This is a genomic window from Vibrio sp. CJQ_6 (assembly GCF_043106745.1).
Lineage (GTDB): Bacteria > Pseudomonadota > Gammaproteobacteria > Enterobacterales > Vibrionaceae > Vibrio > Vibrio furnissii.
This window is the reverse complement of sequence record NZ_JBICMV010000008.1, coordinates 994,038-1,011,081: the sequence shown is the minus strand read 5'-3', so window position 1 is coordinate 1,011,081 and position 17,044 is coordinate 994,038. Positions and strand designations below refer to the sequence as shown.

Sequence of the window (17,044 nt, the reverse complement as noted above, 5' to 3'; positions counted from 1 at the left end):
TTGTTAGTACTATAAAATTCATGAATGATTTTGTTTGTTTTGAGTGAATATTATTATGACTAAGATGACGCAGTTATTGATATTGTTTATTTTGAATTCTTGTTCTTCGCAAAGCTATTATTTTCCTGAAATCAAGTGGCAAGTGAGTGTTGTTATGCCTTCGTTTTATCCTGTAAGTGTTACCGAGGCTTACGGAGTAAATGAAGAAGAAGATTGGACCGTAATGTTACATAATTTTACGCTGTTCATGAGTAGAAGCGAATTAAATAATGCGCGAAAAAAACTACCAAACTACGATGGTTACGGTTTACCATTACATCCAATAAGTATATACAGAAGAGATCAAATTGGTGGAACGAATTATTTGCCAGATACTGTTTATATTTATTGGGTATCTATAATTAATACCCAGTTTTATGTGACTAAATATGAAATTGAAGATTCGGTAAAGAAATTGATGTCAAGAAAAGTTAGTTTCCAATTACCTAATGGGTTTGTTATGGAGGACTGTTTCCGTAACGAATTAATTTTTGGGTTGCTACCGAATGGAAATGCTAAAGTATGGCTAGAAGGATGTGGTGAGACAATTTATGTTAAGGAGTTACAACCAGACCAAGTTTTGACTCATGATAGTAAAGGAATGAGCGCAGATGTTTATAAAAATGGTTCGCTATTAGCTCGCGTTAAGAAAAGAGCCGAAGATGAAGGAGTATCAATAGACCCAACCCCTTGGGAGAAAGTGAACAAAGTCTACACAAATGAACCGATTGTCTCTTTAGGAGAAGTACTAGCTCGATAAGCATATTTAGTAGTATTATAAAATTTATTAATGCTTGTATTTTATTCGAGTGAATATTATTATGGATAATATTTCCCAGTTTTTTATAATATTTTTGTTGAGTGCCTGTTCCTCACAAAGTTATTATTTCCCGGAGGATAAATGGCAAGTGGGTGTTGTAATGCCTTCATTCTATCCGGTAAATGTCACTCAGGCCTATGGTGTGAATGAGGAGGAAGATTGGACTGTAATGCTGCATAATTTTACGCAGTTTATGACGAGAAGCGAATTAAGTAATGCGCGGGAAAAACTATCAGACTATGACGGATATGGATTACCGTTGCATTCAATAAGCATTGTACGACGCGACCAAATTGGTGGTACAACCCATTTACCAGACTACATTTATATTTATTGGGCATCTTTGGTAAATACTAAATTTTACGTAACAAAATATGAACTTAACGAGTCAGTTAAACGGCTGATGTCTATCAATCTTAGTTATACGCTTGAAAGTGGCTTTGTTATTCATGATTGTTTTCGTAAGGAATTAGTATTTGGCTTACTGCCGAATGGAAATGCAAAAATTTGGCTCAAAGGATGTGATGAAATGATTTATGTCAAAGAGCTACCACCAGACAGAGTTCTTGAACATGATAGTAATGGGATGAGAGCTGATGATTATAAAAATAGTTCCTTATTAGCTGAGGTTAAAGAAAGAGCTGAGGCTGAAGGAGTTTCCATTGACCCAATTCCATGGGATAAACTGAATAAAGTATATACTTTAGAAAAAGTAAAGACTTTAGATGAAGCTCTGAGTGCTAGCCATCAATAAAAATTTAAAGAAAACGCCCAGCCCTCAGCTGGGCGTTTTCTTATCTGATGATAATCTGTTAGAGACACAAATCACACTTTACGGTATAAGTTAATCACTTGTGATTTTTCAGGGATTGATATGTACATACAGAACATTGAAGCGTTTCTTATCGCCATTACTATTCTCACTTTAACGCCCGGTCTTGATACTGCGCTGGTGATTCGCAACACCTCCCGAGCGGGGATGGTGGATGGCTGTGTGACCAGCCTTGGGATTTGTGCTGGCTTATTCGTGCACGCGACGTTTTCCGCGATTGGTATTTCTGCGATCCTGACTCAGTCGGCTGATCTGTTCCACTTCATGAAAATGATTGGTGCGGCATATCTGATTTGGTTGGGTATCTCTAGTTTGCGTACCTTGTTGAAAACTGGACAGGGCATGAACGTGGCAACCTTGTCTCATTCACAGCTCAGCGTTAAGCGTTCTCTGCGTGAAGGCTTCCTTTCTAATGTTCTTAACCCTAAAACGGCGGTCTTCTACCTCGCGTTTTTGCCACAGTTTATTAACCCTGAACATTCACCGTTGCTTCAGTCGTTATTGATGGCAGGTATTCATTTTGTGATTGCGATGGTTTGGCAGTGTGGCCTGGCGGGAGCATTGAGCTCTGCAAAAAACTTGTTGAAGAACGCATCTTTTATGCGTTGGATGGAAGGGACAACCGGTTTTGTTTTGGTCGCGTTGGGTTTGAAGCTCTTACTCGAAAAAGATACGGTTTAAGAAAAAAGCGCCCAATGGGCGCTTTTTTCTTATCGTGTTTGCTGAGCTTTGAACGCTGGCTGCGGCTCGTTCATTGCATTGGCAAAGAAACGCTTGGTTTCCTCGACCACAATATGACGCAGCGCAATCAGACCTATCAAGTTCGGAATGGCCATCAAACCATTCACGATATCGGCAATCACCCAGATCATATCCAATTTCAGGAATGCGCCTGAGGCTACCAGTGCAATGAATACGATTTTGTAGGGCAGCACCGCTTTGGTACCGAACAAGAATACGATGCAGCGTTCACCGTAGTAGTTCCAGCCCAGAATCGTTGTAAATGCGAAGAACATCAAACCAATAGAAACCATCATTGGGCCAATCGTTTCAGCGTTCAAGCCTACTGCAAATGCGTAAGTGGTCATCGCAGCGCCTGAAAAATCACTCTGCCATGCGCCTGTTAGGATCAGCGCCAAGCCAGTCATCGTACAGATGATGATGGTATCGAAGAAAGTCCCTGTCATCGAGATGAGACCTTGTTTGACACAAGAGTCGGTTTTCGCAGCCGCAGCAGCCATTGGTGCGCTACCTAAGCCCGATTCATTTGAGAACACACCGCGTGCAATACCCGATTGAATCGCCAGCATGATGCTCGCACCCAAGAAGCCGCCTGTTGCTGCTGAAGAACTAAAGGCAGAGGTGAGAACCAGTTCCACCGCGCTCATCAGTTGATCTGCATTGGTGACGATCACGCTCAAACACGCGACGATATAAAATAGAGCCATGGCTGGAACAACTTTACCGGCCACTTTAGCAATCGACTGAATGCCACCGATGGTGACGAATGCGACCAGCAGCGTCAGCACAACTGCGGATGCTTCACGCGACACACCAAAGGAAATTTCAGTCGCATCGAGAATTGCATTCACTTGCGGGAAAGTACCGATACCAAAACAGGCAACGCCAAGCGCGAAGATGGCAAACATGATTGCCAACGCTTTCGAACCCACGCCATATTGCAGGTAGTACATTGGGCCGCCGACCATTTGACCATTGTCGTCGACTTTACGGTATTTCACCGCCAGTAGGCATTCAGCATATTTGGTTGCCATACCAAACAGCGCAGCCAGCCACATCCAGAAAAGTGCACCAGGACCACCGAGTTTAATGGCAGTTGCGACGCCGACAATGTTCCCCGTACCGATGGTGGCAGACAGTGCCGTACACAGCGCGGCAAAGCTCGAAACGTCCCCTTGTTTATCGGAAGATTTGTCTCGGCTGAACACCATTTTTAGTGCTGTTGGCAGGTGACGAAATTGCAATAGACCCAAACGAAAAGTGAAGTACACGCCAGTACCGACGAGCAAAATAAGTAGTGGTGGGCCCCACACAAAGCTATCAATTGTATGTAATAGTGAAAGTAGATTAGTCATGTTTTCCCCTTAATAAACAACATCTAAGGAGAAGAGGGAAAGGGCGGATCGAAAAATGGATCAAACAGTAACAGGCCAATGGCCAGCTACAATACGGGTAACCTTTCACTCCTCTGTCCTTTTGCCTGAGAGTTTCACTCCGCTTAGTGGATAAGCAGAACTTGCTCCTTCGGCGACCGATTGAACGGTTCTCTCCAGAGGTTCCTCCAACTACAGTCCTCGCACATTCTTCTTGGGGAAGAATAAAGCACCTGAAAGATTTACTTCTTCGGCGGGTATGTTTGCCTATTTTGTTAAAAATAGGTTAACAACCTCTCTCCTGCAGTCTTCAACGGAACAATTACCTATAGAGATAGGTAACTTGCTCGATGATACTAACCAAAACAAAGTGTGATGTCATCTACAAAATTCATCGAATACAGAAATCTTGTCTAAGATGTGGTGGAATAAACTTTTCTCTGACCTTTCATGCGGTATAAGTGGTATAAAATAGAGAATTACAAAGGGAGCGAGCCATGATCAGACTGATAACCATAGGATTATTGATTGTGCTGGCATACTTTCTGATCCGCTATCGAACCAGTGAGAAACTTCAGAAAGGTGTGGTTATTACTTTAGGGGCGGCATTCGTGATTTATACCGTCTCCGTGGTCGTTGCTGAATTAATCCGCTGATGTTGATTTAGGAGTAAAACTTGAACCAGAAACATTTAGACGATAACGAAGATGTAGTTGTCATTGAAGAGCGTGATAAGCGCAGTTATCTCTATATTGGTATCGCCGCAGTGCTGGGCTTAGCGCTGGGTGGGCTGGTTGGCTCGTCGCTCACGGCAGCGAAGTGGGAAAGTGCTTATCACACATTGGAAGCGCAATTTCAGCGTTCGAAAAGCGATGATACCCAGCAAAAGGCTGACACCGAACAAAAAACAGCGGCAATGAACAGTGAGTGGGAAGCCAAGCTGCAAGCGGCGTTAGATGAACAAACCAAACAACATCAAGCAAACGTCAACAAGCTTGAAAAACAAGTCTCCGAGCTTGAGAAAGTGAACTCGACATTAGAAAACGAACTGTCCGCACAGAAAAATGCGTTGGCGGCTTCTGATGCGAAAAATAACAAACTGAACCGTCAGGCGGATATGCAAGCCACCATGTTTGAACGTTCTCGTGAGTTATTCCAGAAAGAGCTTAAGATCAAGCAAGAAATGGAAGCGATGCAGAAAGAACGTGATGCATTGGTTCCTGCGTTGAAAGACCTGAAGAAAGAGTGCGATGCCTATTTAGAAGGCAAATCATGGGATGCCAAATCGGATTCTTGTGACAAGCAAGATGAAGCCAATTCTCGGATTAGCCAATTGGATCAGATGATACGAGTCCATAAAATGGATTTGGAACAAATCAAAGCGTTGTCCGAAGAAATCGGCCTGTAAATATGCAATAGCTCATCTCAGATGAGCTATTTTTTTATCCTCAATACGAGGATGTGAAAGTTTTCGTGTGGTTTTCAGGTCGTGTAGATAGAGATAACCGTGATAAGCGAGTGATTATGCTGAGTTGGAAAGATGTTCTGGAGTTTGCCAATCATGGCAATCTGACCCCAACGCGCCGTGTTGATAAATCTGCGCAGGAATGGCGAGAATTGCTGACGGAAGCGCAGTATCACGTCACGCGCGACCATGGCACGGAAAGGCCATTTTCTTCGGAAATGTGCAGCGTGTTTGAAGCGGGGATCTACCACTGTGTTTGCTGTAAAACGGTGCTGTTTGATTCCAACACGAAATACGATTCTCGCACGGGATGGCCGTCGTTTTCTCAGCCAGTCAAACCGAACGCAATTTCCTACCATATGGATACCAAACTGGCGACGCCGAGAGTGGAAGTTCGATGTAATAGCTGCGATGCCCATTTAGGCCATGTCTTCCCTGACGGGCCACCGCCGAGTGGATTACGGTACTGTGTGAATTCGGTTGCGATTGAGAAAGAGCAAGACCGTTAACATTTTTCGCGGAGAAAAAATCCAGTCCTGAGGCTGGATTTTTTTAGACTTCATTGCAACGCATTAGTCGCGGAAGTTGTTGTACTGGAATGGTTGTTCCAGTTCGCTATCGCGCAGCAGGGCAATGACCGATTGCAGATCATCACGTTTCTTGCCGGTGACTCGCACTTTGTCGCCTTGAATAGATGCTTGCACTTTCAGCTTGGCATCTTTGATCATTTTTACGACTTTCTTCGCGAGGTTCGTTTCAATACCTTGGACGAACACGACATCTTTGTACCAGTTCTTACCTGAGTGCACCGATGCTTTCACATCCATTGAACGTGGGTCAACGCCACGTTTAGCCAGGTTGTTACGCAGAATGTCCATCAGCTGTTGTAGTTGGAAGTCACCTTCCGCAGCCAATTTCACTGTCTCTTCTTTCAGTTCAAAACTGGCGTCTACGTTACGAAAATCAAAACGGGTTGCCAACTCACGGTTGGAGTTATCAACAGCGTTACGAACTTCAACAACATCGATTTCAGAAACAATATCAAAAGAAGGCATCTTAATGTTTTCCTTATGGTTAACTTGCGCGGCGTACTTTAATCGATTGAGCCAGCATAGCAAGCATTGTTGCTGTATCTTCCCAACTCAGACACGGATCGGTGATCGATTGACCATAAGTCAGGTTGTCCAGATCGTGCATCGGTTGGTTGCCTTCAAGAATAAAGCTCTCAGCCATCACGCCCGCCACTTTATGGCTGCCGGATTCGATCTGCTGACAAATGTCTTTTGCTACATCGATCTGCTTGCGATGCTGTTTCTGACAGTTGGCGTGGCTAAAATCCACCACCAAACGTTCAGGAAGACCAAATTCCGCCAGCTTTGTACATGCGGCATCAACAGAAGCAGCATCAAAGTTGGTGCCGTTATCACCACCACGCAGAATGATATGACCAAACGGGTTCCCACTGGTGCGGTAGACCGTCATGCGACCATTTTTATCTGGCGAGTAGAAATAGTGGCCGGATTGCGCAGCGCGAATCGCATCAATGGCAATCTTCACATTGCCGTTGGTGCCATTTTTAAAGCCAACCGGGCACGACAGTGCCGAAGCCATTTCGCGGTGAATTTGAGATTCAGTCGTTCGTGCGCCAATTGCGCCCCAAGTGATCAGGTCTGCAATGTACTGGCCGGTGATCATATCGAGGAATTCAGTGGCAGTTGCCAGACCCAGTTTGTTGATGTCCAGTAGCAGTTGGCGAGCTTTGTTCAAACCCGTTTCCAGTGCGTAGGATCCATCGAGGTTCGGATCGGTGATCAGGCCTTTCCAGCCAACGACAGTGCGTGGTTTTTCGAAATAGGTACGCATCACAACAAACAGTTCGTTGGCGTATTGATCTTGAATAGTACTTAGGCGGCGCGCGTAATCCATCGCAGCTTCGGTGTCGTGAACAGAGCATGGGCCGACAATCACTAACAGGCGATCATCTTCTCCGGTAAGAATGCGCTCGATTTGGCGTCGAGAATTGGCGATGCGTTCTGCTACTTCATCCGTGATGGGATGGGCGTGGCTAAGTTCTGCCGGTGTGGGCATGGGGCCCAGTGCTTGGGTTCTTAATTCATCAGTTTTTAGTGGCATAGGATAGCCTGTCCTTTTATTGCGAGGCCCTAAAGATAACGAATTTAAGTATCAGAATAAACCGTTACGCAAAAAAGGAATTTCTTACCGCGCGTAAAGTGAAAAGTTATGCAAAATAATTCAATAAATATTGATTTGTAGGCTTGTTTTTCTTTGCATCTCTAGGTATTTTCGACTTGAACATCATCATGATAAACGGAGCTGTAATGAGTTTAGAACACCATGCCACCCTTCATGAGCAACTCGCTCTGGGGAACACCTTGCCAAAAGCCAATGTACAAGTACCGAGTTCTCATCTGTTTGTCTCTTTGTCTGAACTCATTGCTGAAAGCGTATTCTATCATCCTGCCTTAGTGAGCGGCGTTGAAAACCTCACTGCGTTGGAGAAAAGCTCACTGGGCGCGATGCTCGACGGGAAGCCGTTGGCGCATCATTTTGTCGAGACATTAGTTACGCAGATTGAAAACAACATCGAAGCGCATCATGACACGATTCGTGTCTGTTTGAGTGCGGCCGACAGCTATGCGTTTCAAGCGCTCTTGGGTGGTTCATTGGAACACGATGAAATCAATCCGGTCATGGGCGTACGTGGTGTGGCGCGTTTTGCTGCGTCAGACTATAGCGCAGCGTTTGCGATGGAATGTGACGTGATTAAGCAATTGCGCAAAAATCATCACAACGTCGAAATTGTTGTCCCGTTTGTGCGCACGCTGAGCGATGCAGCGACCATCATTGATCGACTGGCGGAGCAGGGCTTGCCTCGCGGTCTGAATGGCTTGAAAGTGCTGTACGTGTGCAATGTGCCTTCCAGCGTGATGGTGGCAGATCGTTTGCTGCATTACTTTGATGGTGTGGTGCTGGATTGGGAATCGCTGGCGCAATTTACGCTTGGCATCGACAAGCTCAATGAGTCGTTGGCGTACTTGTACAACCCAGACAGCGAGTCGATTACGCAACTGGCAGATATTGCGATAAAAGCTGCCCATCAAGCGAAAAAGCCCGTGTTGGTCGTCACGCAGTCGTTGGAATCGTATCCGAAACTTCAAAATTACTTGTTGGAGAACGCGCAAGCGGAAGCCATCTTCAATTTCTAAGTGAACTTGATGCGACAAGCCAGCCATTAAGCAGGCTGGCTTCTTGTTTTTTGTAACATCTCATTGACAATTTAAATGCGGTCTAGTCAACTGGTCTGACAACTATAAAAGAAGGTCTGACCTATGCTCTCCGCACTCACAAAAGCAAATTTTTACCTCAATTACTTTGGCTTGATGAAAGTTCCGCTCATCTGGTATTGCCGGCCAAAACTCATCACGCTGAACGACCAATCGGTGGTGGTGCGTATACCGCTAAAGCGTCGCAATAAAAATCACCTCAATAGCATGTATTTTGGCGTTCTCGCGGTCGGTGCAGACGTCGCGGGTGGCTTTATGGCGATGCAAAAAGCACAGCAACGCGGTGAAACCGTCTCGCTGGCATTTAAAGCGGTGAAAGGGGAGTTTTTAAAACGGCCGGAAGCAGATGTGTATTTTCATTGTGATGAAGGCGACGCGATTGACGCCATGTTGGATGAAACCATCGAAACCGGTGAGCGTGTGAATAAGGCCGTTAAAATTACCGCCACTTGCCCCTCATTGCATGGTGATGAGCCGATGGCGGAATTCTGGTTAACCCTGTCACTCAAGCGCGTAAATCGACGTTAATCCAGTTCAATCGATTCAATGTCCACAATTTTGCTTCGGTTGAGCACGATTTTCCAACGGTAATAACGCGGCTTGTTTTTGTGGTCTTTCTCTTTGACGATCAAGTTAATCAAATGACGCTTCTCGACCGACTCTTTACTCACTTGGCCATTGCTCAGTTGATAAATGCGGTTCGATCCTTTATCCATTAAACGCGTTAATGCTCGTAAATCCACCAGCACACTTTCTCGTGTGGCTTCGTAACCGCTCATGAATCGGGATGTGGTCATCTCGGTCTCTGAGCGGTAATGCAGAATTTGCTCTTCACGCTGCACAACCCGTTTCTTACGAATGTTTTGAATGCTGTCTGGCAAGCTACTCAAACTTTTGTAATCTAACCATTCGTCCTTTTGACCGACCTGTTTCCCGGTGCTTGGGTCGAAGTAGCGGCGACGCCATTTGGGTTTGCCTTTCCGAATCCAGCGCCACAGGATGTCACGCAGGTCATCTTTAAAGATCTCTCGCAAGGCGTAGATGAACGACATCGCAATGATGAAAGATGCGGTGATCTCTCCCCAATAATCACGAGCCGTAATCGCGGTAATGGTCACCACCACCATCACCAAGCCTGTGGCAATGCCTTTGACCGCACGCTTCATGTTCTTGCCAAGCGACGTGACTTTCTCGTTGAGAATGATGGGGTGTTCAATCAAACGGCGCAGTAGGCGCATTTTGTTACTGAGGCGCGTGATGTCTTTGTCGGCTTTATCAGAGTTGTAATGGTTTAGCGCCCGGTGCGCTTGTTCTTTCTCGACCAGCGTGATCAAGCGTTCTTTGATGGTTTTGTATTCGTTGTCGCGGGTGAGATGCGACACCATTGACAGAAACTTTTGCTCCGTATACCACGACAAATAGTTATCGATGTTGGCGTAATAGCGCTTGAGGCTTTCTTCGTAGGGAATGGTTCGACGCAGTCGTTTAAGGATGTCGAGTGACAACTCAATCACAGTATCCACTTCATCTGACGTGACGCTGTCACTTGTGTCATTCAATTGGTTCACGGCTTTATCGAGCGCAATCACATACTGATAAGCAAACAAACTCAAGCTGACACGGTACTGCGTCGACGACAAGCGCCCCCGTTGTGCCAGACGGCTGTGCACCAAGGGCAACAGGATCTGATCACTGTAATAGGACCGTTTTTGGTGGATGGAACTGTAAAAAAACTCCGTCTCTGACATCATTTCCGGAGTGAGCCCGAGCTCTCCGGGGATAAACAGATACATATCAAGATCGAGTTTTTTGCTATCGGACATCTCCGATGAAATCTTTAGGGTGACGGCATCTTGCTTATCGACAGTGATCAACGAAAACTCCTGAAAAAATTGCTTAATTTTCTCTGTTGAATGGGGGAAAGCATAACAGAGATCACGTATAATCTCTGCAAATTTGATGTGAGACAGTTTTAAATGATTAACGTTGGTCAGATTAACAATCTAGAAGTCGTAAAAATTACCGATTTTGGTGTCTTCCTGGACGCCGGGGAATTCGGGACGACGTTGCTGCCAAAACGATTCGCACCTGAAGGTGTGGAATTGGGACACTTTATTGATGTGTTCCTGTACTTTGATTCAGAAAACCAACTGGCGGCGACCACAGAAACACCAATCGCCAAAGTGGGTGAATGGGGCCTGATGAAGATTGAAGGCGTCAACACGACCGGTGCTTTCGTCAACTGGGGAATCAAAGACAAAGATTTGCTTGTGCCCTACAGTGAGCAACGTGCGCGTTTCACTGCTGGTCAAAATATCTTGGTTTATGTGTATACCGATAAAGCCTCGGGCCGTATCGTGGGCACCACGAAGTTCAACAAGCTGCTGGATAAAACGCCAGCCAAGTACGCGCAAAATGAACAGGTTGATTTGATCATCGCAGAACGCTCCGACTTGGGCTATAAGGCGATCATCAACGGTCAACACTGGGGCATGATTTTCCCATCTGATGTATTTGGTAAGCTCTTTATCGGTAAGAAGCTGAAAGGTTACATCAAGCATATTCGTGAAGATGGCAAAATCGATCTGGCGCTGCAGAAAGTGGGCGTTGCGAAGATGGATGATCTGAGTGAGAAAATTCTGGACACTTTGCAGAAGAAAGGCGGCTTCTTGCCACTGAGCGATAAGTCGACGCCGGAAGCGATTTTTGCGACCTTCCGAACCAGTAAGGGTACCTTCAAGAAGACCATCGGTGGTCTGTTTAAGCAAGGTAAGATCCTGATTGAAAAAGACGGCATTCGCCTCGCTGAATAAGGTATTTTCCCTAAGAAAAAAAGGCCCAAAACGTAAGGCGTTTAGGGCCTAGGGGAATGGCTCCAAAGAGCCTGCGCTAATGGAACTGAGTCTAAGACTGCTTAAGATTAAGTGTAGTACAGACTCATTTTTTCGCGACAGGCCGACAGCATTTCATGCTGTCGTTTACCGGTTTAGAACAGGTTTTTATCTCGAACCAGTTCGCGAGGAAGGCCGTTTTTCAAGCGATTCCCCACCCATTTCCCGAGTCCAATCACATCGTTACCATAACAGACAATCACTTCGCCTTGGCCACTTTGACCTTCGGGACGCACATCTCGCCCCATGTACCATTCACGTGCATCATCAATCGAAAGTTCAACACGATTGGCTTCTTGGCCAGTTGCTAGCGTCGTCGCAACTTGGTGTTGCCAGCGATAGCCTTTCTTATGGGTTTCTGCAATTTTGATCCCCATGCGTGAAAAACGTAGTTCTCCGAGCATCGGTTCAAGGGCATGCGGGAATAGCCACACATCGTTGTCGCGCAGCCAAATGTCCGCGTCTTGTGGTAGGTGGATGCTCAATGCGCCATCCAGTTGTTTTTCAATCTCGGCGCGGACTTTGTTCGACGCTTTTTCGAACGGGAATTTGCCCAAGCGTTTTTTCACCGCAGGTGTTTCAACGGCGGCATGTTTGCGAATCCGCGCCACAAAGAAGCCTTCGCAGTCATAAACTTGAGGGAAAATATGCAAGAAACCTTCTTCGGTAATCGCTTGGTCTGCATGCTCGAACAAGTCATCAAGGCGCTCAAAACTCACCGCATCGCCATAGGTATTTTTCAGATGCCAGCAGACCTGTTGGTTCTCTTCTCGGCTTAATGTACAGGTTGAATAGACCAACACACCGCCGACTTTCAGCGCTTGAAATGCGCTTTCAATTAAGTCCTTTTGTGTATCCGCAATCGATAATACAGACGCTTTGCTCCAGTTTTTCATCGCATCGGGATCTTTGCGAATGGTGCCTTCGCCAGAGCAGGGCGCGTCAATCAGCACCGCATCGAACTGTTCGGGTAACCAGCCGCCAAATACACGACCATCGAAGTTGCTTAATGCGGTATTGCGAATGCCACAGCGTTCGATGTTAGCGTGCAATACTTTCACACGGCTGGCTGAGAATTCATTGGCGACCAAAATGCCGGCATTATTCATCAGTGCTGCGATTTGCGTGGTTTTCGAACCCGGCGCTGCCGCCATATCCAATACGGCATCAAAACGTTCGTTAGCATCCATAAATAGTGCCGAGACGGGCATCATTGAGCTGGCTTCTTGAATGTAGAATAGTCCCGCCATGTGTTCTGCGGTATTGCCTAACGGCACCTCGCTCTCGTCGGCATCAATCCAGAATCCGGTGTCACACCAAGGCACCGCTTCTAACATCCAACCTTTCTCTTTGGCGCGCGACAGAAATGCTTCCACACTGATCTTCAGCGTGTTGACCCGAATGCTTTTACGCAATGGGCGCTGACAAGCGGCAATGAAATCATCCATGTTCAACGACGAAGGTAGGATTTCGGCCATGGTGGAAAGAAACGCTTCAGGTAGAGAAATATTTGAATGCAAAATGGTATCTCGGTCTCGGATTGGGGGCCGGAATTATATACCTTTCACTGAAGTTCTTGAAGTTGTCGTGTGACGTAAAGTAATAAGGCAGCCGTTTGGCTGCCTTATGGATAGGGTTAGATGTATGGATAGCGTTCCATGTAGGACTTCGCTTGGGCTAAGATTTTGGAATGGCGGTTCGCCATTTCTTCCAATCGTCTTGCGCAGCAGGATAGAGGTAGAACGACTGCCCGGATTTTGCGGGCGCGAGCAACTGCTTTTGCTCTGGGGTGGCGAAGGTAATGCCGCCGCGCACTAAGCTATCCAATGTTCCCGCCTTCACATTCGCCCCTGTCAGGCCAATCGACACATCCAGCCCTGACGTGTTCCAGAACACGCTATTTTCACGCACGAGGTAGGCATAGTTCGGCTCAATTTCAATGGTGGAAATCACGCGATCGGCAAAGCTACCCAGTTGAACATCCGTGACGCGTCCCACTTCAATGTCGCGATACAGCACCGGCGTGCCCACATTCACGGAGCCACGGGTCTCGCTTTGCAGGCTAAACACAACGCCTTTTTCCTGATAAGGCATATCGGCCAGCGTAAAATGCTTGGTGGTTTGACCGCTTCCCGGTTTCACTTCAATCGACTTGGATATCAGATTTTGCAGGTTGGCGATGCCTTGCAGACCCACTTTGGCTTCCGCTAACCAGAATACCGACCCTGCTTTGGCAATATAAGGCGCGTAAGCGGGCTGAATGCGGGCTTTAAAACGCACGTTTGGCGAGCCAAAGTCGGGCATCACATCGGTAATTTCGCCCACTTGGACGCCGTTGTATTTAATCGGCGTACCCAGTGTGATGCCGGTATCACCATTGGCAGTAAGAAGAATCTCTTCGCCATATTTCTGCGCGTGTTGGTAATCGGGGTAGAGTTTCCACAACTTGCCCTGTTTATTCTCAACACCATTGATGTTGTCAAACGCGATGCCGCCTTGAATCAGCGTCTGCAACGGCGCGGCTTTGACACTCACACCAGACAATGAGGCGTTCACTTCAACACCGGAACGGTTCCAGAATACCGTTTGTGGCGTGATCAAATGTTTGTATTGGTTTTCGATCTTCGCTTCGATCAGGACGCCGCTCTGCGTGAGTTTGAAGTTCGCGATGGTGCCAACTTTGAGATTGCGATAGAGCAGCGGGCTGCCAGCACTCACTGGTGGCAGCTCATCGGCAAATAGCTGCAAGGTTTGCGAGCCAGATTGATTGTATTTCGCAATTTCGGCCAGAGATTGGCTTTGATACAAGCGGTAGTTTGCTTGCATCGTGGCGTTGCCTTCGCTGACGAAACTGATGGAGCCGGTCAAGAGCTGTTTGGCCGGAGGAATGGAGACATTTAAGCCGGCTTCGGTCAGCTCTGCTGTTGCTGCCCCTGTGACGTAGAAGCGACTTTGAGAGCGCACCAGCGCTGCGTATTGTTTGTCGATTTGTACATCAAATTCCACATGGTCTTCAGCGAGCTTCACTGCGGTGACCGAACCCACGGCGACGCCGCGATAGAGAATCTGCGCATCCTTATCCAAGCCAAAAGAACTGTCGGCGGTCAGGGTGAGGGGGACAGATTGCGACTGCTCTTGGTTGAATGCCACTTTACGCACGGCAGTAAAATGTCTGGCGCGTTTGCCGTCACCTGGAACCAGTGTGAGAAAGTTACCTTTGACAAGGTTGGCTAAGTTTTCAACGCCGGTTAGTGAGACTTTCGCTTCTTCTAACACAAAGTGGCTGCCCGATGTGAGCAGATCGCTAAACGCTGGTTGAATGGCGGCCGATGCTAAGATTTGGTCATTTTGCAGCTGCAAGTTGGTGATTTGACCAATTTCAATGCCACGATAGATGATTGGTGCGCCCGACGGATTGATGTTGTTGTCGTCTGGAAGCACGATCTTCACCGGAATACCGCGCCCGGCGGTTTTGAGATCTTTGTAGAGGCGAAATTGTGTATTCTGCGCTACAGGTTCACCACCATCTGGGGAATCGACCGCGATCGAACCGCCCAGCAGCGCGCTGAGGCTTTCCAGTCGCACATCGACGCCATCAAAACCAATGCTGGTGCCGATGCCGCTCACGTTCCAGAAACGACTTTCTGAGGTAATAATGTGGCGATATTCGTTGCGAATAGACGCCTGAATGACGACCGATTTGGCGTCGTCATTGAGCTTGTAACTGTAGACTTCACCAATCGGAATTTTCTTGTAGACGATTTGCGACCCAATCGAGATGCCACCCAAATCGCTGGCTTTGAGCGAGATGGTTAAACCGCTGTTGGCCAGCAGATCCGACGGTGCAGAATCCAACGCGCGATATTGTTCAGGATGATCGTTGTCGTCATCCACGTCGCTGCCCGGCTGGATGGCGATATAGTTGCCCGAGACCAACGCATCTAGCCCCGAAACACCGGATAAACTTGCGGTTGGTTTGACCAGCCAGAATCGTGTTTCCGAAGAGAGTAGGCGAGTGGCTTCTGGATACACATCGGCTTCAACGTAAATACTGTTGAGATCCGGAGAAAGCTTGATATCGCGAACCATGCCCACTTCCAAGCCTTGATAGCGGATGGTGGTACGACCGGCAACCAAGCCTTGTGCATCGGAGAAGTAAATTTGAATACGCTCGCCCGCATCGTGAATGGCCTTGACGACTAGCCAACCGGCAAGAATCATCGTGAGGATCGGCAAAATCCACAATGGGGAAATGCCTTTATTGCGCTTTACATCGGGCGAATAGGCGGCTTGTTTCGTTGGTTCATTACTCATTATTCGACTCATTCTTCGAAGCGGCGCTCGGATAATTGTCCCATATCAGGCGGGGGTCGAGGCTTTCTGCGGCCAACATGGTCAATACGACCACCATACCAAAAGCGACCGCACCATATCCGGGCGTAAAATCAAGAATCTGGCCACGATCGACCAAGGTTAGCATGATGGAAATCACAAACAGGTCCATCACGGACCATTTGCCAATCCATCGAATCACATAAAAAATCGTCATTCGCTGGCGGTGGTATACGCTGCGTTTAAAGCGGATCGCCAGCAATAAATAAATCAGTCCCAAAATTTTGGCGACTGGTACAACAATACTGGCGACAAAAATGATGATTGCAATCCCCACCATGCCGCTGTTCACCAATGAAGCAACGCCGGAAAAAATGGTGTCTTCTAAGCGTTGACCGTTGGTGATCAAAATCGAAATTGGAATGATATTGGCTGGGAAAATCGCGACGCTGGCGGCAATGACATATGCCCACGTGCGTTCAATGGATTGCGGTTTCCGGTGATACAGTTTGTGATGGCAACGTGTACAACGCGCTGCTTCTGGCTGCGACAAATGGCAGTTGTGACAGTGGACTTGTTTATTGTCGGCGGCGTAGTCGCACTCAGGTTTCCACGCTTCCCAATAGCGGCGCACACTGATGCGGCTGATCAGGAGCACAGTGAAGAGTTGCAGCAGCACGAGGCTATACAACGCCGGGCCGACAAAAATATCGGAGTAGTCTTTGAGTTTGAAGCACGATACGGCGACGCTGACCAGAAACACATCCATCATGGCCCAAGATTTGAGTTTCTGAATCAAAGTGAGTGAATAACGCAAGCCTTTAAACCAGTGGTGGTGCAGCGATAAGTGCGCCACCACCACCGAGCCACACACCAAAAATGGTGCCAGCGTGCTGCAGAAAAACACCAGTAGGGCGAGCGCGAGGTAGCCTTCGTTGCTCATTGCCAGGATACCTGCGGGCAGAGAGGCTGGGATCATCACGCCGACCAAGCGTATGCTGATGAAATCGAAAAATTGCGATGGAATAAACAGCAGCAAACAGGTGATTGCGATGGCCAAATTGCCCGACAGTGACGGACTGCCGCCACGATACAACTGCGTACCGCAGCGTGGACAATAAGCGCTTTTTCCCCGTTCGACGTCAATCACGTCCACAGGCAGTTCGCACCCTTGGCACAGTCGAATCGAGCTGCTTTCCGTCAGGTGCTTCTGTAACGCTTTGACTTTCATCGCGTTCGTTCCATA

General features: G+C 47.3%; 16 protein-coding genes and 1 riboswitch. Of the genes, 9 read left to right on the top strand and 7 right to left on the bottom strand.

Annotation, left to right across the window (positions count from 1 at the left end):
* Nucleotides 1–55: 55 nt before the first annotated feature.
* From ACF8PK_RS06790 to ACF8PK_RS06780, 3 genes are all read left to right on the top strand, one after another.
* Nucleotides 56–799 (top strand): DUF2931 family protein, encoded by a 744-nt coding sequence (locus ACF8PK_RS06790; protein WP_392440596.1) that lies wholly within the window; start codon nucleotides 56–58, stop codon nucleotides 797–799.
* A 61-nt stretch (nucleotides 800–860) separates the two neighbouring features.
* Complete coding sequence (locus ACF8PK_RS06785) at nucleotides 861–1,613, top strand: DUF2931 family protein (protein WP_392440595.1); 753 nt, start codon at nucleotides 861–863, stop codon at nucleotides 1,611–1,613.
* Between the two features lie 120 nt (nucleotides 1,614–1,733).
* On the top strand, nucleotides 1,734–2,372 hold the full coding sequence (locus tag ACF8PK_RS06780) for a LysE family translocator (protein ID WP_004726022.1): 639 nt from the start codon (nucleotides 1,734–1,736) through the stop codon (nucleotides 2,370–2,372).
* Between the two features lie 29 nt (nucleotides 2,373–2,401).
* On the opposite strand, the gene ACF8PK_RS06775 is transcribed toward ACF8PK_RS06780, so the two are convergent.
* Nucleotides 2,402–3,787: an alanine/glycine:cation symporter family protein gene (locus ACF8PK_RS06775; RefSeq protein ID WP_392440594.1), complete on the bottom strand. Its 1,386-nt coding sequence runs from the start codon at nucleotides 3,785–3,787 to the stop codon at nucleotides 2,402–2,404.
* 103 nt (nucleotides 3,788–3,890) lie between these two features.
* A riboswitch (glycine riboswitch) is annotated at nucleotides 3,891–3,995 on the bottom strand.
* Nucleotides 3,996–4,302: 307 nt separating this feature from the next.
* Here ACF8PK_RS06775 and ACF8PK_RS06770 point away from each other — a divergent pair.
* From ACF8PK_RS06770 to msrB, 3 genes are all read left to right on the top strand, one after another.
* On the top strand, nucleotides 4,303–4,461 hold the full coding sequence (locus ACF8PK_RS06770) for a hypothetical protein (RefSeq protein ID WP_038151167.1): 159 nt from the start codon (nucleotides 4,303–4,305) through the stop codon (nucleotides 4,459–4,461).
* 20 nt (nucleotides 4,462–4,481) lie between these two features.
* Nucleotides 4,482–5,213: a hypothetical protein gene (locus tag ACF8PK_RS06765; RefSeq protein ID WP_004726019.1), complete on the top strand. Its 732-nt coding sequence runs from the start codon at nucleotides 4,482–4,484 to the stop codon at nucleotides 5,211–5,213.
* A gap of 116 nt (nucleotides 5,214–5,329) precedes the next feature.
* Complete coding sequence (msrB, locus tag ACF8PK_RS06760) at nucleotides 5,330–5,779, top strand: peptide-methionine (R)-S-oxide reductase MsrB (protein ID WP_275724361.1); 450 nt, start codon at nucleotides 5,330–5,332, stop codon at nucleotides 5,777–5,779.
* 63 nt (nucleotides 5,780–5,842) lie between these two features.
* Here the strand turns inward: msrB and ACF8PK_RS06755 are convergent, their stop codons facing one another.
* Complete coding sequence (locus ACF8PK_RS06755; RefSeq protein ID WP_004726017.1) at nucleotides 5,843–6,325, bottom strand: YajQ family cyclic di-GMP-binding protein; 483 nt, start codon at nucleotides 6,323–6,325, stop codon at nucleotides 5,843–5,845.
* Between the two features lie 19 nt (nucleotides 6,326–6,344).
* Nucleotides 6,345–7,403, bottom strand: coding sequence for a 3-deoxy-7-phosphoheptulonate synthase (locus ACF8PK_RS06750; protein WP_014205115.1), 1,059 nt, complete (start codon nucleotides 7,401–7,403; stop codon nucleotides 6,345–6,347).
* 206 nt (nucleotides 7,404–7,609) lie between these two features.
* On the opposite strand from ACF8PK_RS06750, the gene ACF8PK_RS06745 reads away from it, so the two are divergent.
* Together ACF8PK_RS06745 and ACF8PK_RS06740 are read left to right on the top strand one after the other, a co-directional pair.
* Nucleotides 7,610–8,497, top strand: coding sequence for a putative PEP-binding protein (locus ACF8PK_RS06745; protein WP_392440593.1), 888 nt, complete (start codon nucleotides 7,610–7,612; stop codon nucleotides 8,495–8,497).
* Between the two features lie 123 nt (nucleotides 8,498–8,620).
* Nucleotides 8,621–9,103 (top strand): PaaI family thioesterase, encoded by a 483-nt coding sequence (locus ACF8PK_RS06740; protein WP_004726014.1) that lies wholly within the window; start codon nucleotides 8,621–8,623, stop codon nucleotides 9,101–9,103.
* On the opposite strand, the gene ACF8PK_RS06735 is transcribed toward ACF8PK_RS06740, so the two are convergent.
* Entirely contained in the window at nucleotides 9,100–10,449 is a 1,350-nt protein-coding gene (locus ACF8PK_RS06735; RefSeq protein ID WP_004726013.1) for a hypothetical protein, read from the bottom strand. The genes ACF8PK_RS06740 and ACF8PK_RS06735 overlap by 4 nt on opposite strands.
* 102 nt (nucleotides 10,450–10,551) lie before the next feature.
* On the opposite strand from ACF8PK_RS06735, the gene ACF8PK_RS06730 reads away from it, so the two are divergent.
* The gene (locus tag ACF8PK_RS06730; protein WP_014205113.1) at nucleotides 10,552–11,388 is read left to right on the top strand and encodes a S1 RNA-binding domain-containing protein; all 837 of its coding nucleotides are present in this window, start codon (nucleotides 10,552–10,554) and stop codon (nucleotides 11,386–11,388) included.
* Nucleotides 11,389–11,561: 173 nt separating this feature from the next.
* Here ACF8PK_RS06730 and rsmF read toward each other — a convergent pair whose 3' ends face one another.
* The 3 genes from rsmF to ACF8PK_RS06715 form a co-directional block, all read right to left on the bottom strand.
* A complete protein-coding gene (gene rsmF / locus ACF8PK_RS06725) occupies nucleotides 11,562–12,986 on the bottom strand; it encodes a 16S rRNA (cytosine(1407)-C(5))-methyltransferase RsmF (RefSeq protein WP_392440592.1) in 1,425 nt (474 codons plus the stop codon).
* A gap of 157 nt (nucleotides 12,987–13,143) precedes the next feature.
* Nucleotides 13,144–15,780: a PqiB family protein gene (locus ACF8PK_RS06720; RefSeq protein ID WP_004726010.1), complete on the bottom strand. Its 2,637-nt coding sequence runs from the start codon at nucleotides 15,778–15,780 to the stop codon at nucleotides 13,144–13,146.
* Entirely contained in the window at nucleotides 15,773–17,029 is a 1,257-nt protein-coding gene (locus ACF8PK_RS06715; protein WP_055466006.1) for a paraquat-inducible protein A, read from the bottom strand. The genes ACF8PK_RS06720 and ACF8PK_RS06715 overlap by 8 nt, the downstream gene beginning before the upstream one ends.
* Nucleotides 17,030–17,044: the final 15 nt, after the last annotated feature.

Bases quoted from the DNA above. Each gene is read 5' to 3' on its own strand.
- ACF8PK_RS06750 (WP_014205115.1), bottom strand. From the start codon at position 7,403: ATGCCACTAAAAACTGATGAATTAAGAACCCAAGCACTGGGCCCCATG.
- ACF8PK_RS06770 (WP_038151167.1), top strand. From the start codon at position 4,303: ATGATCAGACTGATAACCATAGGATTATTGATTGTGCTGGCATACTTT.
- ACF8PK_RS06785 (WP_392440595.1), top strand. From the start codon at position 861: ATGGATAATATTTCCCAGTTTTTTATAATATTTTTGTTGAGTGCCTGT.
- ACF8PK_RS06790 (WP_392440596.1), top strand. From the start codon at position 56: ATGACTAAGATGACGCAGTTATTGATATTGTTTATTTTGAATTCTTGT.
- ACF8PK_RS06745 (WP_392440593.1), top strand. From the start codon at position 7,610: ATGAGTTTAGAACACCATGCCACCCTTCATGAGCAACTCGCTCTGGGG.
- ACF8PK_RS06730 (WP_014205113.1), top strand. From the start codon at position 10,552: ATGATTAACGTTGGTCAGATTAACAATCTAGAAGTCGTAAAAATTACC.
- ACF8PK_RS06780 (WP_004726022.1), top strand. From the start codon at position 1,734: ATGTACATACAGAACATTGAAGCGTTTCTTATCGCCATTACTATTCTC.
- ACF8PK_RS06740 (WP_004726014.1), top strand. From the start codon at position 8,621: ATGCTCTCCGCACTCACAAAAGCAAATTTTTACCTCAATTACTTTGGC.
- ACF8PK_RS06720 (WP_004726010.1), bottom strand. From the start codon at position 15,780: ATGAGTAATGAACCAACGAAACAAGCCGCCTATTCGCCCGATGTAAAG.
- ACF8PK_RS06775 (WP_392440594.1), bottom strand. From the start codon at position 3,787: ATGACTAATCTACTTTCACTATTACATACAATTGATAGCTTTGTGTGG.
- msrB (WP_275724361.1), top strand. From the start codon at position 5,330: ATGCTGAGTTGGAAAGATGTTCTGGAGTTTGCCAATCATGGCAATCTG.
- ACF8PK_RS06715 (WP_055466006.1), bottom strand. From the start codon at position 17,029: ATGAAAGTCAAAGCGTTACAGAAGCACCTGACGGAAAGCAGCTCGATT.
- ACF8PK_RS06755 (WP_004726017.1), bottom strand. From the start codon at position 6,325: ATGCCTTCTTTTGATATTGTTTCTGAAATCGATGTTGTTGAAGTTCGT.